The organism is Kribbella italica (assembly GCF_014205135.1).
GTDB classification, from domain to species: Bacteria; Actinomycetota; Actinomycetes; order Propionibacteriales; family Kribbellaceae; genus Kribbella; species Kribbella italica.
The window spans coordinates 2,274,693-2,291,947 of sequence record NZ_JACHMY010000001.1 but is presented as its reverse complement, the minus strand read 5'-3'; the positions used below and the strand labels follow the sequence as shown (position 1 = coordinate 2,291,947).

Annotated in this window: 16 protein-coding genes; 10 read left to right on the top strand and 6 right to left on the bottom strand. The window is 70.0% G+C overall.

Features of this window, described 5'->3' with window-relative positions; all coding sequences use genetic code 11:
* Nucleotides 1-46: 46 nt before the first annotated feature.
* Entirely contained in the window at nucleotides 47-1,390 is a 1,344-nt protein-coding gene (locus HDA39_RS10750; RefSeq protein WP_184795078.1) for an ABC transporter permease, read from the top strand.
* A complete protein-coding gene (locus HDA39_RS10745) occupies nucleotides 1,293-2,297 on the top strand; it encodes a nucleoside hydrolase (protein ID WP_184795077.1) in 1,005 nt (334 codons plus the stop codon). The genes HDA39_RS10750 and HDA39_RS10745 overlap by 98 nt, the downstream gene beginning before the upstream one ends.
* A gap of 32 nt (nucleotides 2,298-2,329) precedes the next feature.
* Here HDA39_RS10745 and HDA39_RS10740 read toward each other — a convergent pair whose 3' ends face one another.
* On the bottom strand, nucleotides 2,330-3,094 hold the full coding sequence (locus HDA39_RS10740) for a class I SAM-dependent methyltransferase (protein ID WP_184795076.1): 765 nt from the start codon (nucleotides 3,092-3,094) through the stop codon (nucleotides 2,330-2,332).
* A gap of 84 nt (nucleotides 3,095-3,178) precedes the next feature.
* Nucleotides 3,179-4,177: a zinc-binding dehydrogenase gene (locus tag HDA39_RS10735; protein WP_202892938.1), complete on the bottom strand. Its 999-nt coding sequence runs from the start codon at nucleotides 4,175-4,177 to the stop codon at nucleotides 3,179-3,181.
* Nucleotides 4,178-4,241: 64 nt separating this feature from the next.
* Here HDA39_RS10735 and HDA39_RS10730 point away from each other — a divergent pair, with 64 nt between their 5' ends.
* Nucleotides 4,242-4,607, top strand: a complete 366-nt coding sequence (locus HDA39_RS10730; RefSeq protein ID WP_184795075.1) for an ArsR family transcriptional regulator — start codon at nucleotides 4,242-4,244, stop codon at nucleotides 4,605-4,607.
* Nucleotides 4,608-4,640: 33 nt separating this feature from the next.
* Here HDA39_RS10730 and HDA39_RS10725 read toward each other — a convergent pair whose 3' ends face one another.
* Complete coding sequence (locus HDA39_RS10725) at nucleotides 4,641-5,948, bottom strand: M20 metallopeptidase family protein (RefSeq protein WP_337925704.1); 1,308 nt, start codon at nucleotides 5,946-5,948, stop codon at nucleotides 4,641-4,643.
* The gene (locus HDA39_RS10720) at nucleotides 5,945-6,871 is read right to left on the bottom strand and encodes a 5'-3' exonuclease (protein ID WP_184805847.1); all 927 of its coding nucleotides are present in this window, start codon (nucleotides 6,869-6,871) and stop codon (nucleotides 5,945-5,947) included. Before HDA39_RS10720 ends, HDA39_RS10725 begins: the two co-directional genes overlap by 4 nt.
* Before the next feature lie 83 nt (nucleotides 6,872-6,954).
* Here HDA39_RS10720 and HDA39_RS10715 point away from each other — a divergent pair, with 83 nt between their 5' ends.
* The gene (locus HDA39_RS10715) at nucleotides 6,955-7,395 is read left to right on the top strand and encodes an Lrp/AsnC family transcriptional regulator (RefSeq protein WP_337925703.1); all 441 of its coding nucleotides are present in this window, start codon (nucleotides 6,955-6,957) and stop codon (nucleotides 7,393-7,395) included.
* Nucleotides 7,396-7,398: 3 nt separating this feature from the next.
* On the opposite strand, the gene HDA39_RS10710 is transcribed toward HDA39_RS10715, so the two are convergent.
* Nucleotides 7,399-8,025, bottom strand: coding sequence for a methyltransferase domain-containing protein (locus tag HDA39_RS10710; protein WP_184795073.1), 627 nt, complete (start codon nucleotides 8,023-8,025; stop codon nucleotides 7,399-7,401).
* 92 nt (nucleotides 8,026-8,117) lie between these two features.
* Nucleotides 8,118-9,572, bottom strand: a complete 1,455-nt coding sequence (locus HDA39_RS10705; RefSeq protein ID WP_184795072.1) for a lysine 2,3-aminomutase — start codon at nucleotides 9,570-9,572, stop codon at nucleotides 8,118-8,120.
* A gap of 159 nt (nucleotides 9,573-9,731) precedes the next feature.
* On the opposite strand from HDA39_RS10705, the gene kdd reads away from it, so the two are divergent.
* The 6 genes from kdd to lnt all read left to right on the top strand — a co-directional run bounded on the left by kdd (nucleotide 9,732) and on the right by lnt (nucleotide 17,236).
* Nucleotides 9,732-10,784, top strand: coding sequence for an L-erythro-3,5-diaminohexanoate dehydrogenase (gene kdd, locus HDA39_RS10700; RefSeq protein ID WP_184795071.1), 1,053 nt, complete (start codon nucleotides 9,732-9,734; stop codon nucleotides 10,782-10,784).
* A gap of 3 nt (nucleotides 10,785-10,787) precedes the next feature.
* Nucleotides 10,788-12,389: an amidohydrolase family protein gene (locus HDA39_RS10695; protein ID WP_184795070.1), complete on the top strand. Its 1,602-nt coding sequence runs from the start codon at nucleotides 10,788-10,790 to the stop codon at nucleotides 12,387-12,389.
* Nucleotides 12,386-13,954 (top strand): lysine 5,6-aminomutase subunit alpha, encoded by a 1,569-nt coding sequence (kamD, locus tag HDA39_RS10690; protein WP_337925702.1) that lies wholly within the window; start codon nucleotides 12,386-12,388, stop codon nucleotides 13,952-13,954. The genes HDA39_RS10695 and kamD overlap by 4 nt, the downstream gene beginning before the upstream one ends.
* Nucleotides 13,951-14,709, top strand: coding sequence for a lysine 5,6-aminomutase subunit beta (gene kamE / locus HDA39_RS43665; RefSeq protein ID WP_184795068.1), 759 nt, complete (start codon nucleotides 13,951-13,953; stop codon nucleotides 14,707-14,709). The genes kamD and kamE overlap by 4 nt, the downstream gene beginning before the upstream one ends.
* The gene (gene kal / locus HDA39_RS10680) at nucleotides 14,706-15,095 is read left to right on the top strand and encodes a 3-aminobutyryl-CoA ammonia lyase (RefSeq protein ID WP_184795067.1); all 390 of its coding nucleotides are present in this window, start codon (nucleotides 14,706-14,708) and stop codon (nucleotides 15,093-15,095) included. The genes kamE and kal overlap by 4 nt, the downstream gene beginning before the upstream one ends.
* Nucleotides 15,096-15,625: 530 nt before the next feature.
* Nucleotides 15,626-17,236 carry an apolipoprotein N-acyltransferase gene (gene lnt, locus HDA39_RS10675; protein ID WP_202892936.1) on the top strand — a complete coding sequence of 537 codons (1,611 nt, stop codon included), beginning with the start codon at nucleotides 15,626-15,628 and terminating at the stop codon, nucleotides 17,234-17,236.
* Nucleotides 17,237-17,255: the final 19 nt, after the last annotated feature.

Genomic DNA, 17,255 nt, shown 5'->3' with positions numbered 1-17,255 from the left:
TGGACAACTTCCGACGGGGCGCGGCCGGATGTGGCGTACTGGATGCATGACGACAGACGAGCCGGACTTCGCCCACCGGCAAGGCATCGCGGCCGCCCGGCGCGTCGGCGCGAAGGTCGGTCTCACCGCCGGCGACGACTACCAGACCCTGTACGACGCCTACCGGACCACCTACGCGTACCAGGCGCCGCTGGTCGTCCGGATCGCCGACGACATGCTCGCCGACCAGCGGGCGGAGGCGGGGACCGACCGGGTCGTGGCGCTGGGGCGCGACGGGCACAGTTTGGCGGTCGCGATGCGCCGGCTCGACCCGGCGTTCTACCGCAGGCACGTCTCGGACGTGGTGGTTTCTCGTGCCCTGACGGAGAACGCACTTCAGGACCTCGAGCGCCAAGGTGCTGACTTCCCGCTGGTCCATGCCTTTCGACGCGTGGCGTCGCGGGTCGACCCCGCCCACACTGTCGGCGGATTCCGGGTCCTGACGGAGTACCTGTTGTCCCGCGGGGTGCCCGTCGGTCGGCCGGGCAGCCGGGTGACGGTGCTCGACACGAGTTTCAAGGGGACCGTGCAGGAGCTTCTCGCGGCGATCTACCCGGAGACGACCTTCAGGGGAAGGTACGCGTTTCTCGGCGAGTCGCCGGACGACCCGCATCCGGGGAGCAAGCAAGGCTACGAGGTGCACCTGCGGGCGGGGGAGACACGGCAGGGGCGGCCGTTCTACGTGTTGCCCGCGGACGAGTCGAAGACTTTCGGGCACGTGCTCGGGATCAACGCTGTCGAGGAGCTGTTGGACGGCCCGCTGACGAGTCCGGTCAGGATCGACAGGTACGGACCCGTGCAGACCGCCCAACGGAAGCAGCCCGACCTGCTGTACGGGCTGAGCCGAGGACGGATCTCGCCACGGCTGCGGCCGTTGCCTGTGCGCGAGGGCGTGAAGCTGGTCAACCTGCGGGCTGTTGCCGACCGCGCCGGGTACGCCGCGGCGGTGCGCGACACGGGCGGGAACTACCGCGCCGGTCTGGAGGCAGGTGTCCAGCGGTTCCGCTCCGAGCTTCGGGCGTGGATCAGGGGAGGGGAGACCGACGCAGGGCTGCAGGAGCAGCTCGATGCCTTCGTGCACCGGTCCGACTTCCGGCACGCCGAGCGGCTCGGCCGGGCGCTGGAGCGAGCCCGGTTGCCGGAGCAGGGCACGGCCGCGATCTGGGCCGGCTACGACCACTGTGCGAGCGATGACGACAAACGGGTGTTCGTACAGAATGTTCTCAACGCGATCCAGACAGGTGGAGGTACGGATGGGCGAGGGCCGCGACCAGGAACGGGATCCGGGTCAGGACGAGGACCCGATCCAGGAGTGGCTCGCGATGGTGGGGACGGACGAGATCCTCTTTGAGGGCGAGGAAGACTCGTTCGGTGGGCCGCCGCCCTCGCTGGGGCCGCACCCGGTCGCGTTCGCGCCGATGATCGTCGACACGGACGCGGGTGGGGATCCGGACGACTCGGTGGCGATTGTGGCGGCGGCTCGCAGTGTGCCGGAGCTGGCGTTGGTGGTGACCAGCGACGAGTACGGCGGGGAGCGGGCGCGGTTCGTGCGGCACCTGCTGGATCTGGCCGGGCGGCCGGAGGTGCCGGTGGTGGCCGGGGCGGAGCTGCAGGACGATCCGTTGTACTTCGTGGACGGGCTGTTCCCGCAGGACGTGCCGAAGCAGAGCGAGGATCTGCTGGGCGCGGTGGAAACGGTGTGTGCGTCCACGCCGGGGCCGGTGCGGTGGGTGGGGATGGGGCCGCTGTCGAACCTGGCCGCACTGCAGGAGGCCCGGCCGGAGCTGGTGGCGAAGATGGTCGTGACGCAGATGGGTGGTGCGGTCAACTACCGGGATCCGTCGCGCGCCGAGCACAACTTCCGGATGGACCCGGCGGCGGTGACCCGGATGCTGCCGGTGCTGGAGCTGTCCGTGCCGACGTTCGTGGTGTCGGAGGTGACCTTCAACCCGGCGATGGAGATCCTGCCGGCGTCGCCGATCTACCGGAAGTGGACGGAGGCGGGCAGCCCGCCGTGGGCGCCAGTACTGCGGGCACACCTCGACCGATGGATGCAGCGGTACCCGGCCTCGATGCAGCACGACTCGCTGACACTGGCCGCCGCGGTGCTCTGGCCGGGGGTCCGCTTCGTGCGGGAGCGGGTCGCGCTGGACCCGCTCGCCCGGATGACAGTCGATGCCGAGGGCATCGAGATCGCGCTGTCGATCGGCGCGGACTACGAGTCCTTCATGGGGTGGCTGGAAGCCCGGGTCACCTGACGGTCCGCGGCCGGCACCTTCGATTCACGCGTTCAGGTCCCGGCTTGGTCCGACTCGCAGACGCAGAGTTGAAGTGCCGCCTCCGAGGTGAGTGGTCCACCGGACCAGTCGCCGAAGCGGTCGGCGAGGCGGAGGCCGCCGAGTGAGAGGAGCAGCGGCAGCTCCTGCGGGAAGATGCTGCGCATCTCGAGGGGTGCGATGACGAAGTCGGGCTCGGAGTCGGTGGAGAGGTACCACGTTCCGCGGGTGACCTGGGCGGGTGCGTCGTAGGTCTCGGCGACGTCGACGCTGATGGTTCCACGATCGGGATCCGTGAACGACAACGACTCCCGGGTACGCCGTACGCCGTCGGCCTCGGCCAGGAGGCGGACGCTCGGGTTGAAGACGTCGAAGACGAACCGTGCTCCAGGAGCCAGGTGCCGTCGCACTGACCGGAAGCAGCTCACCAGGTCCTCGGCCTTCTGCAGGTGCAGCAGGGAGTTGGCCGTGATGAACACGAAGTCGAAGGTGCGGCCCAGATCGAAGGCCCGCATGTCGCCCTGGATCCACTCCACGGCGACGCCGCGCTCGGTCGCCTTGCGCTGCGCCTGCGCAAGCATGTCCGGAGAGAGGTCCACGCCGACGCACGGATGTCCGTCGGATGCGATCGGGATCAGCTTCTGCCCGGTTCCGCAGCCGAGTTCCAGTACGCGCCCGCCTTGCCGGTTGGCATGAGCCCGGTAGAAGTCGACGGCGGGCCCGCCGCCCGGGAACATCAGGTCGTACAGCCTCGCGTGTGAGTAGAACACGTCACTCATGAGGCGCCTCTTTCTTTGTGGACTCGACCATGCTGGCATCCATCCGGGCCCAGCGCTTGTCATTTCTTCCCGAAGGCAACGTGGTCAGTGCGGGACGGTGAGGACGAGTTTGCCGACGTGGGTGCCCTTGTCGAGTTGGGTGTGGGCTTCGGCGGCCTGGTGGAGGGGGAAGGTGCCGGCGATGACCGGGGTGAAGGCGCCGGTGCGGAGGCCGGCGGTGATGAAGGCTCCGGCTCGGGCGAGGCGGATCGGGTCCCGGCTGGTTTCGTGCATGCTGAAGGAGCGGATGGTGAGGGCCGGGAGGCCCAGGTCGACACCGGGGTACGGCGTGGGTTCGCCGCTGAGGGCGCCGCAGACGAGGACCGTTCCTTCGGGGGCGACCAGGCGGGCGAGGTCGGTGAGGCCCGGGCCGGTTACGGCGTCCAGGACCATGCGGACGCCGTGGTTGTTGGTGAGGTCAGTGACCTGGTCGGCGACGTGGCCGGTGATGACGTGGGTGGCGCCGTGGGCTTCGAGTGCGGTTGCTTTGCTCGCCGTACGGGTGTGGGCGATCGTGCGGACGCCCAGGTGGTTGGCGACCTGGATGATCGCCAGGCCGACGCTGCTGGCAGCGGCGTTGAGGAGGACGGTGTCGCCGGGACGGACGTTGCTCTCGACCAAGGCGCCGTACGCCGTGAGGAAGGCCATCCAGGTCGCTGCTCCGGTGATCGCGTCGATCGTGTCGGGGCGACGGACCACGGCCGCGGCGGGGACGACGGCGCGGTCGGCGTACAGCGGGTAGTCGTTCTGGGAGAACGCCGGTACGACGCTGACGCGGTCGCCGGGACGGAGGCCGCTGACGCCGGGGCCGACGAGTTCGATCTCGCCGGCGGCCTCGGAGCCGAGGCCGGCGGGGAAACGGCGGACGGGCTCGATGTAGTGGCCGCCGCGGAAAAGGGCCTCGGCGCGGTTGACGCCGATCGCCTCGACGCGGAGGCGCACCTCGCCGGGGCCGGGCTCGGCGAGCGGATGCTGCTGCATCTGCAGCACTTCCGGGCCGCCCAGCGCGTGGAATCGCACGACTGTTGCCTGCTCGCTGGTCACGCGATCCAGTGAAGCGAGAAGTTTGATGGCTGTCAAACTATGATGGGTGTCGTACTATGGGGGTGTGAACGACGCTCGGATTCCACCGCACCCGGAGCTTGGGGACATCGCGCTGCAGCAGGTGCTGGAGGCGATCGTCGATCCCGTCCGGCGGAGCATCGTGACGCAGCTGGCGCGGTCGACGGACGACATCAAGTGCGGTGGGTTCGACCTCGCAGTGAGTACGTCGACGGCCACGCATCACTTCAAGGTGCTGCGGGAGGCCGGGCTGATTCGTCAGTACTACTTGGGGACGTCGCGGTTGAACACGTTGCGGCGTGAGGAGGTGGACCGGGTGTTCCCGGGGCTGCTGGACTCGGTCGTCGCTGCCGAGTCCAGGCAGGAAACGCGGAAGACGGCGGGCGTCTCGCGAGGCGCCGTACGGCCGTAGTTCGACGGGTATCGCCGCCGCAGGCCGACAGGACTACGCGCCGCGGCTGAGCCGGCGTACGGCGAGCTCGGCTAGTAGGGCCGAGCCGTCGGGGACGACCGTGTCGTCGAAGTTGGCCAAGGGGGAGTGGTTGTCGGCGGCCGCGTCGGGGTCGGGGCCGGCGCAGGCGCTGAGGTTGAGGTAGACGCCGGGGATCTCGTTGAGGACGTAGGAGAAGTCCTCGGCGCCGCAGCGCGGGTTGGGGCGTTCGCGGAAGCGGTCGGGGCCGAAGAGGTCGACGATGGTGTCGCGGGCGAAGCCGTGCTCGTCGGGGTTGTTGACCGTCACCGGGTAGCCGATCTGGTAGTCGACCTCGGCGGTCAGGCCGTGGGCGGCGGCGATCGACTCGACCAGCTGGGTCGAGGTCCGCTGCACCTTCGCGCGGGTCTGTTCGGAGAACGTGCGGACCGTCGCGTCGAAGAACGCGTCGTCCGGGATGATGTTCTCCTTCGTGCCGCCCGCGATCCGCCCGACGGTGAGCACGACCGGGTCGAACACGTCGAACTGCCGGGTGATCATCATCTGCAGTGCGGTGACCAGTTCGCAGGCGACCGGGATCGGGTCCTTGCCGCGGTACGGCGTGGAGCCGTGCGTGCCCGCGCCGACGACGCGGACGTGCAGCTGGTCGGCCGCGGCCATGAACGAGCCGGGCTTGCTGCTCCACATGCCGAACGGCTGGCCGGCGGAGCCGACGTGCAGGCCGTACGCGTAGTCCGCCCGGCGACCGGCGGCGTCGAGCACGCCCTCGCGGATCATGATCGGCGCGCCGCCGGAGGTCTCCTCGCCGGGCTGGAACATGAACACGACGTCGCCGGCCAGTTGGTCGCGCAGCGCGTGCAGGATCTTCGCCGCTCCGAAGAGGCCCGCGACGTGCAGATCGTGGCCGCAGGCATGCATCATGCCGGGGTGCTGGGACTTGAACGGTACGTCGGTCCGCTCGGTGACCGGGAGTGCGTCCATGTCGCCGCGGAGCAGGACGACCGGGCGGACGCCGTCGGTCGGCGCGGTGCCGCGCAGGACGGCGGTGACGGAGGAGAGCTCCTTGCCGAGCGTGATCTCCAGGTCGAGGCCGACGAGCGCTTCGAGGACGAGTGCCTGCGACTTGGGCAGGTCGAGGTCGTACTCCGGGACCTGGTGCAACGCGCGGCGCAGCGCGACGATCTCGGGCCGGAACTGCTCGGCGAGCACCCGGGTCGCGCCCGGCTCGGCGCCTTCGGCGCCCTTGCGCTGGAGAGAAGCGGGGGAGGGAGAGCCGGCCGCGGCTGAAGAGTCGAGCCCGGCCTGTGGGTTCTGGTCGCTCACACGGTGTCCTTCGGGCCTACGTTCAGGGCCTGCATCACCCGCTGGGCGCTGCTGCCGAGCTCTAGGAGTTCCACCAAGTCGAGCCAACGTTGCGGGTCGGCGACCTCGGTGGGCATTTCCGGGTGGTGAACGTTGACCGGGGCATCGGTCGCGACGGCGACCACCTTGGGGGCGACGTCGAGGTAGTCGCTCGCGTCGACGATCTTGCGCTTGACCGACGGGGACATCGGGGTCGACGGATCGAGGGCGGCGGCGCGGATGTCCGCCAGGCCGCCGTACGCCGTGACGAGGGACGCGGCGGTCTTCTCGCCGACGCCCTTCACGCCGGGCAGGCCGTCGGAGGCGTCGCCGCGCAGCGTGGCGAAGTCGGCGTAGCGGTTGGCGGGGATGTCGTACTTGGCCAGCAGCGCCTTCTCGTCGTACACCTCGGCCCGGCCGACGCCCTTGGCGGCGGTGTAGATGACGCGGACGCCGCGCGAGTCGTCGATCAGCTGGAACAGGTCGCGGTCGCCGGTGACCACGTCGACCGGCATCGTCGCCCGGTGCGACAGCGTGCCGATCACGTCGTCGGCCTCGTGGTCGGGCGCGCCGGCGATGGCGATCCCGAGCGAGTCCAGGCAGGCGCGGATGAACGGCACCTGCACCTCCAGCCGGTCCGGCACCTCCTCGACCTGCTCGCCACCGGCCGCGACGTACTCGACCCGCTGGGCCTTGTACGACGGGATCAGCTCGACCCGCCACGACGGACGCCAGTTGTCGTCCCAGCAGGCGACCAGGTGGGTCGGGTGGTGGTTGTCGACCAGCCGCGCGATGAAGTCGAGCAGCCCGCGGATCGCGTTCGTCGGCGTACCGTCGGCGGCCTTCATCGTGTCGGGCACTCCGAAGAAGGCGCGGAAGTACAGTGACGCAGTGTCGAGCAGCATCAGCCGCTGCCCGCTACCAGAACCAGTCTCAGCCATGGGGTGATGCTTTCATGCCGGGGGCCCGGGGCAGTAGGGTCTCCAGCGTGGAGGACCTGGATCGCAAGATCGTCGCGCTGCTGGCGTCGGACGGGCGGATGAGTTTCACCGATCTCGGCAAGGCGACCGGCCTGTCCACGTCGGCCGTGCACCAGCGGGTCAAGCGCCTGGAGCAGCGCGGCATCGTCCTGGGGTACGCGGCAACGATCGACCACACCGCGCTCGACCTTCCGCTGACCGCGCTGATCTCGATCCGCCCGATCGACCCGTCGCAGCCCGACGACTCACCCGAGCGGCTGCGCGAGGTCCGCGAGATCGAGTCCTGCTACTCCGTGGCCGGCGACTCCAGCTACGTGCTCATCGTCCGCGTCGCTTCCCCCGGTGCCCTAGAGGACCTCCTGGCGACCATCCGGGCCCGCGCGAACGTCTCCACGACGACCACGATCGTCCTCAGCACGCCGTACGAACGCCGCCCACCAGCCCTGTAGACGCTAGGTCTTCTGCGCCATGAACGCCGCGTATCCCCGCCCCGGCGTACTGCCCGGCTCGGTCAGCAAAGAAGTGACGGTCAGCCCGGCGCCGGCCAGCAGCTCGGTGATCACCTCAGGCCGGTACAAGTACGCCGTGTAGCTGACGGCAACGCCGTACGCCTTCTCCGGCTGCAGCGTCTCGTCCTGCCCGGAGTGCGTCCCGATCAGCACCCGCCCACCCGGCCGCAGCACCCGCGCGAACTCCGTGAACAGTCCCGGCAGCTCTTCGCGCGGAATGTGGAACGTCGAGTACCACGCGAGCACGCCGCCGAGCTCGCCGTCCTTGAACGGCAGGTCGGTCATCGACCCGACCGCGAACGTCACGCCCGGGTAGTTCTTGCGCGCCAGCTCGACCATCTTCGGTGACAGGTCGAGCCCGGAGATGTCGCAGCCGACGGCCTTCAGGAAGCCGGTGGTCCGGCCGGCGCCGCAGCCGAGGTCGACGATCGGGTCGCCGGTCAGTTCCGCGAACGCCGTCAGCATCGCCCGCTCGATCGGGTTCCCGGCCATCCGGTCCTTCACCAGCTCGTGGTACGCGTCCGCGACGTTGTCGTACGACGACCTCGTGGCGGCAAGGTGTTGGGTCACCGCGACAGATTAGTGGCTCCCCGTAGCGGCCTTGACACGGACTCTTCCACCGGTGCCGCTGACCCCTGTGCGGCGGCACCGGCGGAAGCGGATCAGACGACGGGCAGCAGCTTCTGCGCCTCGGCTGCGGCGCGGGAAGCAGCGGCCTGCTCGGTGGCGGCGGCGATCGAGTCGCCGGCGTGGGTGCGCCACCAGTCCTGGCCCTCGGTGGGCAGCGTGTCGATCGGGTCGTAGTACTCGTAGGTGCGGTTCAGCGCCTCGGGGTCCTGCTGCTCGATCCCGGTCCGGTAGTTCTTCTTCCAGTACGAGATGCCGCGCACCTCGTCGTACTCGGACAGCTGGTGCACCCAGCGCTTGCCGACGTAGGGGACGTCGCAGACGATCCGCGGCGTCGCGAAGCCCGGCAGGTAGCCGAGGATGCCGTGCTGCAGGTGCTGCGCGTCCTTGACTGAGACCCGCCAGTGCTCGGAGAACGGGATCATGTCGCACATGTAGAAGTAGTACGGCGTGATGGTGGCGCCGTCGAGCAGCGCGAAGCACAGGTCGAGCAACTGCGGCACCGAGTCGTTGACGCCGCGCATCAGCACGCCCTGGTTGCGGACGTCGCGCAGGCCGGCCTCGAACATCGCCTTGGTCGCCTCGGCCACCAGCGGCGTCACCGACTGGGCCGCGTTCACATGGGTGTGCATGGCAACCATCACGCCACGCTGCCGGGCGATCGTCGCGACCCGCTCGACGCCGCTCCGCACGTCGTCGGACAGCCAGTGCTGCGGCATCCCCATCAGCGCCTTGGTGGCCAGCCGGATGTCGCGGATGTTCTCGATCTCCAGCAGGCTGGTCAGGAACGCCTCCAGCCGCGGCCAGGGCATGTTCGCCACGTCGCCGCCGGACACGACGACGTCCCGGACGCCGGGGTTGCGGCGCAGGTAGTCGAGCATGTCGTCGAGCCGCTGCTGCGGCTTGATCGTGAACTTCAGCTTGTCGATCACCGGCGTCGAGTTGCCGACCAGGTCCATCCGGGTGCAGTGCCCGCAGTACTGCGGGCAGGTGGGCAGCACCTCGGCCAGGACCTTCGTCGGGTAGCGGTGGGTCAACCCCTCCGTGGCCCACATCTCGTGCTCGTGCAGCGAGTCGCGCGTCGCGTGCGGGTGCGACGCCCAGTCCGTCCGGCGGTCGGTGAACATCGGCAGCATGTAGCGGCGGACCGGGTCCGCGTAGAACGCCGCGGTGTAGTCATCAGCGCCCTGAGGGACGATCGTGTTCAGCATCTGCGGCGGGAGCAGCATCGACATCGTCGCGCGCTCGGCCTGGTCGCGGCTCAGGTCCTCGTAGACGCGCTCCTCGAGCAGGTCGCCCATCACGTCGCGCAGCTGCTTGACGTTCTTGACGCAGTGCGAGCGCTGCCACTGGACCGAGCGCCACTCCTCGGCCGTGACGTCCTTGAAGCCCGGCATCCGGGTCCAGTCGGGCTCGACGAGCTCCGCCCGGGCGTAGGCGTACGGCTGGCCGTCGGCGACGGTCAGCTCCGGGCTGATCAGATCGGTCACAGAAGTCCTCCGGGGGCTCCACGGGCGATGCGGTCTCATGTGAGGATAGCGATAGAACTTCCCTCAGATCCAACAGTATGCCGCAAGAATTCCTTTGCAGACCCGAAATCAGTAGTATTTTGTCCGGCTCACCTCGGAGCCGCGAACTTGGGAGGCAGCGTGTCGTCGAGCCCCGTCGGACTGCACCGCGTGATCGAGCCGGCCGGTGTGCTGCCGCAGGCCGCGGCCCGGCTGGACGCGCATCCCGAGCTGTGGCCGGACGAGATCCGGATCTCGGTCGAGCGGCTCAACCTCGACGCCGCGTCGTACCGGCAGTTGGCCGAGGCGCACGGACACGACGGCGAGGCCGTACGGCGTGCGGTGCTCGAGATCGTGGCGGCCCGCGGCAAGATGCAGAACCCGGTCACCGGGTCGGGCGGCATGCTGGTCGGCGTCGTCGACGAGGTCGGGCCGGAGTCGCCGCTCGGCGTGAAGCCGGGGGACCGGGTCGCGACGCTGGTTTCGCTGACGCTCACTCCGCTGCAGCTCACCGACGGGCTGCGCCGCTGGGACGGCCGCAGCGAGCAGGTCCCGGCCGAGGGACACGCGATTCTGTTCGCCCGGTCGATCGTCGCGAAGCTTCCCGACGACCTGGTTCCGGAGCTTTCGCTGGCCGTGATGGACGTCTGTGGCGCGCCCGCGCTGACCGCGCGCGTGGTGCGTGAGTATGTCGACAAAGGCATAAAGCCTGTCGTGTCAGTAATTGGCGGCGCAGGGAAATCCGGCTCGCTCGCCCTGGCCGCGGCCCGCCGGTCGGGTGCCGCCCGGACGATCGGGATCGTGCCGGTCGAGGTCGAGCGGGAGCGCCTGCAAGAGGCCGGTCTGGCCGATGTCGTCGCTCTGGCCGACGCTCGCGACCCGGTCGCGCTGGCGGCGGCGGTCGAGGAGTCCGGGGGACCGGCGGACATCACCGTGGTCTGCGTGGACGTGCCCGGCTGCGAGCACGGCGCGGTGCTCGCGACGGCGTCCGGCGGCACGGTGATCTTCTTCTCGATGGCGACCTCGTTCTCGGCCGCCGCGCTCGGCGCCGAGGGGCTGGCGGCCGACGTGACGATGCTCGTCGGCAACGGTTACGTGCCCGGTCACGCCGACTACGCGCTCGAGCTGCTGCGCTCCGAGCCGGGTGTCCGGCGACTCTTCGAGGGCCGGCTGAAGGCGGAGGGGCAGGATTAGCCCGTGCGCACACTTCTGACGAACGGTTCCGTCTACTCACCCGCCGACCCCCACGCGACCGCGATCGCGGTCGACGACGGCGTGGTCACCTGGCTCGGCGACGACAGCAGCGCGTCGTCGTACGCCGACGGCGCGGACGAGGTGATCGACCTCCAGGGCAAGCTCGTCACGCCCGCATTCGTCGACGCCCACGTCCACACCGCCCAGACCGGCGCCTTGCTGACCGGCCTCGACCTGATCGGTACGACCAGCCTGACCGAGGCGCTCGACCGCCTCGCCGCCTTCGCAGCCTCCCTGCCGGCGGACGCCGTGATCGACGGCGCCGGCTGGGACGAGACGAAGTGGCCCGAGGGCCGGCCGCCGACGGCCGAGGAGCTGGACCGCGCCGGCGGCGACCGTCGGGTCTACCTGTCCCGCGTCGACGGTCATTCGGGCGTCATCTCCTCGTCCCTGGTGAACGCTGTCGAGGGACTGCAAGGCCAGGCCGGGTACGACGCGAGCGGGCGGGTCGAGCGGGACGCGCACCACGCCGTACGGGATGCGTTGAGCGAGCTGGTCGGGCCTGACCAGCGGCTGGCCGACGCCCGCGCGGCCGTGCAGGCGATGGCGGAGCGGGGGATCGGTGCGTTCCACGAGATGGCGGCGCCGCACATCGGCCCGGTCTGGGAGCTGCCGCTGGTCCGGCAGGCGGCGGACGAATTGGGGCTCTCGGCAACCTTGTACTGGGGTGAGCTCGGCGTCTTCGACAACCTCACGCAGTACGGCCTCGCCGGGCTGGCCGGCGACCTGAACGCCGACGGCGCGCTGGGCTCGCGGACGGCCGCGCTGCGCACGCCGTACGCCGATCGCGAGGACCACCGCGGGCACGCGTACCTGACGGCCGAGCAGATCGCCGAGCACGTGATCGCCTGCACCGAGAAGGGCGTCCAGGCGGGCTTCCACTGCATCGGGGACCTTGCCCTCGACAACATTGCGCGCGGCTTCGAGCTGGCCGCCGAGAAGGTCGGTGTCCCGGCGCTGCTGGCCGCGCGGCACCGGCTGGAGCACGTCGAGATGCCGGACGCGGCCGTCGTGGCGACGCTCGCGAAGTGTGGCGTCGTGGCCAGCGTGCAGCCGATGTTCGACGGCCACTGGGGTGGTCCGGACGGCATGTACGCCGAGCGCGTCGGCGACCGCTGGGAGGGCATGAACCCCTTCGGCACGCTGCAGCGCGCCGGCGTCGTCCTGGCCTTCGGGTCGGACGCGCCGGTGACCTCGCTCGGCGGCTGGGAGGCCGTGCGGGCGGCTGCGTTCCACCGGACCGAGTCGGAGCGGATCACCGTGCGGGCCGCGTTCCAGGCGCACACCCGCGGCGGTTGGCGGGCGGCCGGGATCGACGACGCCGGTGTGCTCGCGCCCGGTACGGCGGCGACGTACGCGGTGTGGGAGATCGACGCCGACCTGGTCGTCCAGACGCCGGATCCGCGGGTCGCGGCCTGGTCGACCGACCCGGGCGCCGGCGTACCGGTGCTGCCGGATCTGAGTGACGAAGCTGTTGTGCCGAGCTGCCTGCGAACTGCTGTCGGTGGCCGGCTGGTGTACGACTCCGAAGGATGGTCCCAGTGACCCGTGCTGTGAAGAAGCTCGACCTCGACCCGGTCACCGTCCGGAAGGCGCGCAGCCTCGCGCGCAAGGCCGGCAAGCCGATCGTGAATATCGCCAAGCAGCACACGACGGTCTCGGTCGAGCGGGCCGTACTGCGGCTGGCGGGCCTGGCCGGCGCGGACTCCGAGGGCATCCCGTGGGTGAACCGGCTGGCCGACACCGTGCGGGCCGACGTCGGCCTGGAACACGGGCTGGGGCTGCCGGTGTGGGACGCGCTGGTCCGCGGCGAGGCCGAGGACCTGGCGGTGCTCGCGCAGAAGGCGGCGTCGGGCTCGGTCACGTTCCGGCTGCCGGAAGGGCGGGACGCCGTACGGGCCCGGGCCGCGGCGCGGAAGGCCGCGGCCGGCGGGATGAAGAAGGTGGACGGGCGGCGCCGCGAGCGGGACCGGCTGATCGCCAAGCACGGCGATCCCGAGCAGCGGCCGTGGATCTACCTGATCGTTGCCACCGGCGACATCTACGAGGACATCCCGCAGGCCCAGGCGGCCGCGCGGGCCGGCGCCGACATCATCGCGGTGATCCGGTCGACCGGGCAGTCGCTGCTCGACTACGTGCCCGAGGGCGCGACCCGCGAGGGCTTCGCCGGCACGTACGCGACGCAGGAGAACTTCCGGCTGATGCGGGCCGCGCTGGACGAGTCGTCGCGCGAGCTCGGCCGCTACATCCGGCTGACCAACTATGCCTCCGGTTTGTGCATGCCGGAGATCGCGACGCTGGCCGGGCTGCAGCGGCTCGACATGATGCTGAACGACTCGATGTACGGGATCCTGTTCCGCGACATCAACCCGATCCGGACCTTCGTCGACCAGCGGTTCAGCCGCCAGATCCACGCTCGCGCCGGGATCATCATCAACACCGGCGAGGACAACTACCTGACCACCGCGGACGCCGTCGAGGCCGCCCACACGGTGACGGTGTCGCAGCTGCTGAACGAGTACTTCGCCAAGGAGGCCGGGCTCGAGGACTGGCAGCTCGGGCTCGGGCACGCCTTCGAGATCACCCCGGAGATCCCGGACTCGTTCCGGATGGAGCTGGCGCACGCGATGCTGGCCCGGCAGCTGTTCCCGGACGCGCCGCTGAAGTGGATGCCGCCGACGCGGCACATGACCGGTGACGTGTTTCGCGGCTACCTGCTGGACGGGTTCTTCAACCTGGTCGGCGCGATGACCGGGCAGGGCATCCTGCTGGTCGGGATGATGACCGAGGCCGTGGTCACGCCGTGGATCTCCGACCGCGACCTGGCCCTGCAGAACGTCCGGTACGTGTTGGGGGCCGCAGGCAAGCTTCACGAGGACTTCCACCCCGCGCCGGACGGCTTCATCGCCAACCGCGCGCGGCAGGTGCTGGCCGAGTCGATCGACCTTCTGGACCGGATCGTCGACGAGGGCCTGCTGAACGCGATCGGTGACGGCACCTTCGGGCTGATGAAGCGTCCGCAGGACGCCGGCCGCGGCCTGGAGGGCGTGGCCCGCCGGTCGGCGGCGTACTACAACCCGGCGATCGAGCTGCTCGAGGAGGCGCAGTGAGCATCATCAGGCCGTACGGCGACACCACCGGCGACGGGATGGTGCAGATGTCGTTCACGCTGCCGGTCCCGCACGACAAGCGGGCCGAGGGCGCCGCGGTGCAGCTGGCCAACAAGATGGGCATGGACCCGGCGCTGGTCGTGCACGCCAAGCCGATGGGCCCGGACTTCACCTTCTTCGTCGTGTACGGGCCGGTGAACCACCTGGTCGACACCAGCAAGGTCGAGGTGATCGAGCGCGACTACCCGCTGCTCGCCCCGAAGGACGCGAACCTCGCCATCCGCAAGGGGTTGCGCCGCCGGCTGACCGTCGTCGGCGCCTGCATCGGGACCGACGCGCACACCGTCGGCATCGACGCGATCATGAACATCAAGGGCTTCGCGGGGGAGAAGGGCCTGGAGTACTACCGGGAGCTGAAGGTGGTCAACCTCGGGGCCCAGGTCGCCGTACCGGAGCTGGTCCGGCGGGCCAAGGCTGAGAAGGCGGACGCGATCCTGGTCTCCCAGGTGGTCACCCAGCGCGAGGCCCACGTGCTGAACACCAGGGAGATGTCGGCCGCGTTCCGCGAGGCCTACCCGGAGGAGACCCGGCCGGTACTGGTTGCCGGGGGCCCCCGTTTCACCGAGCAGATGGCCGGCGACCTCGGCGTGGACCGGGTCTTCGGCCGCGGGACGACGCCGGGTGAGGTGGCCAGCTACCTGGTCGACGTACTGGTCACGAAGCGGGTCCGCACCCCGAACAGGAGAAGTGCATGAGCAAGGCCGAGGTCGGTCTGTCGGTCACCCACCGCCGGTACGTGCCGTACAGCCACGCCCACTACGCCGGGCACCTGGTCGACGGCGCGTACGTGCTCGGCCTGTTCGGCGACGTCGCGACCGAGGTCTGCATCGTCGCCGACGGAGATGAAGGATTGTTCGCTTCCTACTCCGATGTCCAGTTCTTGCAGCCTTTGCGGGCCGGCGACATGGTCGAGGTGACGGCAACGATCACGCGGGTCGGCACCCGCAGCCGGGAGCTCGGCTTCGCCGCGCACGTGGTCTGCCGGGGGCGGCCGGACAGGTCCGAGTCGGCCGCCGAGGTGCTGGCCGAGCCGCTGCTGATCACCCGCGCGACCGGAACGGTGGTTGTCCCGGTCGCGTGACATTTAGTTGCCCAGGGTAACGATCACCTTGCGTGCCGAGACGACTCTGTAACGTGACTTCGCTTTCCGGGAGCCGTTATTCCCTTGAGGACAGCCGAAAGTGTTACAACGCCTTGAAGGAGGCGGCGCAGAGGTTGACACCGCCGCTGCGAGCGAGCATCGTTTTGGGAGTCGTCAACGTTCGTTTCTCCAACGGACACACAAAGTTCGGCCACCGGATGATCCCGCGACGCTGACCAGGCCAGTGCCAGGCCTGAGTCGACGGGGGCTGAGATCGCCGGTGGACAGCCCCCCGCGGGGCAGAGGTGGAAGAGGTTCGGCGCCCAGTAGACAACAGCCGGACGGCTCGCATCCAGCGGGTCCGCCGGTTGGTCCGAAGGGCGGCCGAGCCTCTTTCCTCTCTTCGGTCGAGCGCAGCCTCTCTCTTCACCTGACAGTGGCCCATCGAGCCGCGTCGGTGCCGAAACACCATCACGACACCTCAGCGTCACCGACCGGATCTCTTCCGGGTGCTCCTACGTTGTACCGTCATGCGCACCGGCAGCTGCCGGGACGGTGAGGCGAAGGGGACCCGAGTGGACCGGTTGAAGGCTCTGGCACGGCTGGTGCCGAGGATCGTGGTGGCGGTCGGCGCGGGCGCTCTGCTGGGGCTGGCCTTCGAGCCGCACGACCACCCGTGGCTGGCCGTCGTCGCCGTGCCGCTGTTCCTGGCCGCGCTGAACGGCGTCTCGGTCAAGGGCGGCATCCTGGTCGGCGCCGGCTTCGGCATCACGTACTACGCCGTCCTGGTGCCCTGGCTCAGCGTCATCGGCGGCGACGCCGCGATCGCGCTGGCAATCCTCGAGGGCCTCTTCTACGCCGTGTTCGGCGCGCTGGCCAGTCAGGTCCTGAAGCACAAGCTGTGGATGCTGTGGATCCCGTGCCTGTGGGTCGCGACCGAGTTCGCGACCGCCTCGGTGCCGTTCGGCGGCTTCCCGTGGGGCCGGCTCGCGTGGGCGTTCTCGGACTCGCCGCTCGGCAAGCTCGCCTCGCTGGTCGGCATCGCGGGACTGAGCTTCGTGATCGCGCTGCTCGGCGTCTTCGCGTACGCCGTACTGCGCCGCAAGAGCGCTCTGGGTCTCCGCGTGGTCGCCCTGGTCGCCGGCGTGGCGATCGTCGGGGGCAGCTCGCTGATGACGCTGTCGACCGAGGGCAACGGCAAGACGATCACCGCGGCGATGGTCCAGGGCAACGTGCCGGGCAAGGGGCTGGAGTTCCTCGGCCGGGCCCGGACCGTCACCAAGAACCACCTGAACGCGACCCTCGACCTGCAGCGGCAGGTCGAGGCCGGCAGTCAGCTCAAGCCCGACCTGGTGATCTGGCCGGAGAACTCGACCGACATCGACCCGTACAAGGACGCCGAGACCCGGGCCGACATCGAGGCCGCCGTGAAGGCCGTGAACGTTCCGGTCCTGGTCGGCGCGGTGACCGAAGGGCCGGGGCCGGACGAGCGGCAGACCACCGGCATCGTGTGGGACCCGGTGAGCGGGCCGGGGCAGCGCTACGCGAAGCGGCACCCGGTGCCGTTCGGTGAGTACATCCCGTTCCGCGACCAGCTGCTGCCGTACATCAAGCGGCTGGAGATGGTCGGCCGGCAGACCGCGCCGGGCGTCGGGCCCGGCCTGATGCCGATCAACGGCGTCACGTACGGCGACCTGATCTGCTTCGAGCTCGCCTACGACAACGTGGTCTCCGACCTCGCCAAGGGCGGCGCGCAGGTCCTCGTCGTCCAGACCAACAACGCGACGTACGGCGGGACCGGGCAGCCGGAGCAGCAGTTCGCGATCACCCGGATGCGCGCGATCGAGACCGGGCGGACCGTGCTGATCGCGTCGACGTCGGGCATCTCGGGCGTCGTGCAGCCCGACGGGAAGGTCGAGCACAAGTCGGGACAGTTCGTGCCGGACGTGTACGTCGCGTCGGTGCCGGTCCGCGACGGGCAGACCCTGGCGACCCGGCTCGGCGGCTGGCCGCAGTGGCTCTTGACCGGCCTGGGGATCATGGGAGCGGTGCTGGCGCTGGCCGCGCGGCGGCGGAGCCGTCCGGCCGACCCGGGGACCCCTCCGGCCGCGACCCCCAGCACTGAGAAGGTGCCGGTCTGAGCCGATCGGTGAGGGCAGT

Bases quoted from the DNA above. Each gene is read 5' to 3' on its own strand.
- HDA39_RS10750 (WP_184795078.1), top strand. From the start codon at position 47: ATGACGACAGACGAGCCGGACTTCGCCCACCGGCAAGGCATCGCGGCC.
- HDA39_RS10740 (WP_184795076.1), bottom strand. From the start codon at position 3,094: ATGAGTGACGTGTTCTACTCACACGCGAGGCTGTACGACCTGATGTTC.
- HDA39_RS10720 (WP_184805847.1), bottom strand. From the start codon at position 6,871: ATGCTGCTCGACACTGCGTCACTGTACTTCCGCGCCTTCTTCGGAGTG.
- kal (WP_184795067.1), top strand. From the start codon at position 14,706: ATGAGCAAGGCCGAGGTCGGTCTGTCGGTCACCCACCGCCGGTACGTG.
- HDA39_RS10745 (WP_184795077.1), top strand. From the start codon at position 1,293: ATGGGCGAGGGCCGCGACCAGGAACGGGATCCGGGTCAGGACGAGGAC.
- lnt (WP_202892936.1), top strand. From the start codon at position 15,626: ATGCGCACCGGCAGCTGCCGGGACGGTGAGGCGAAGGGGACCCGAGTG.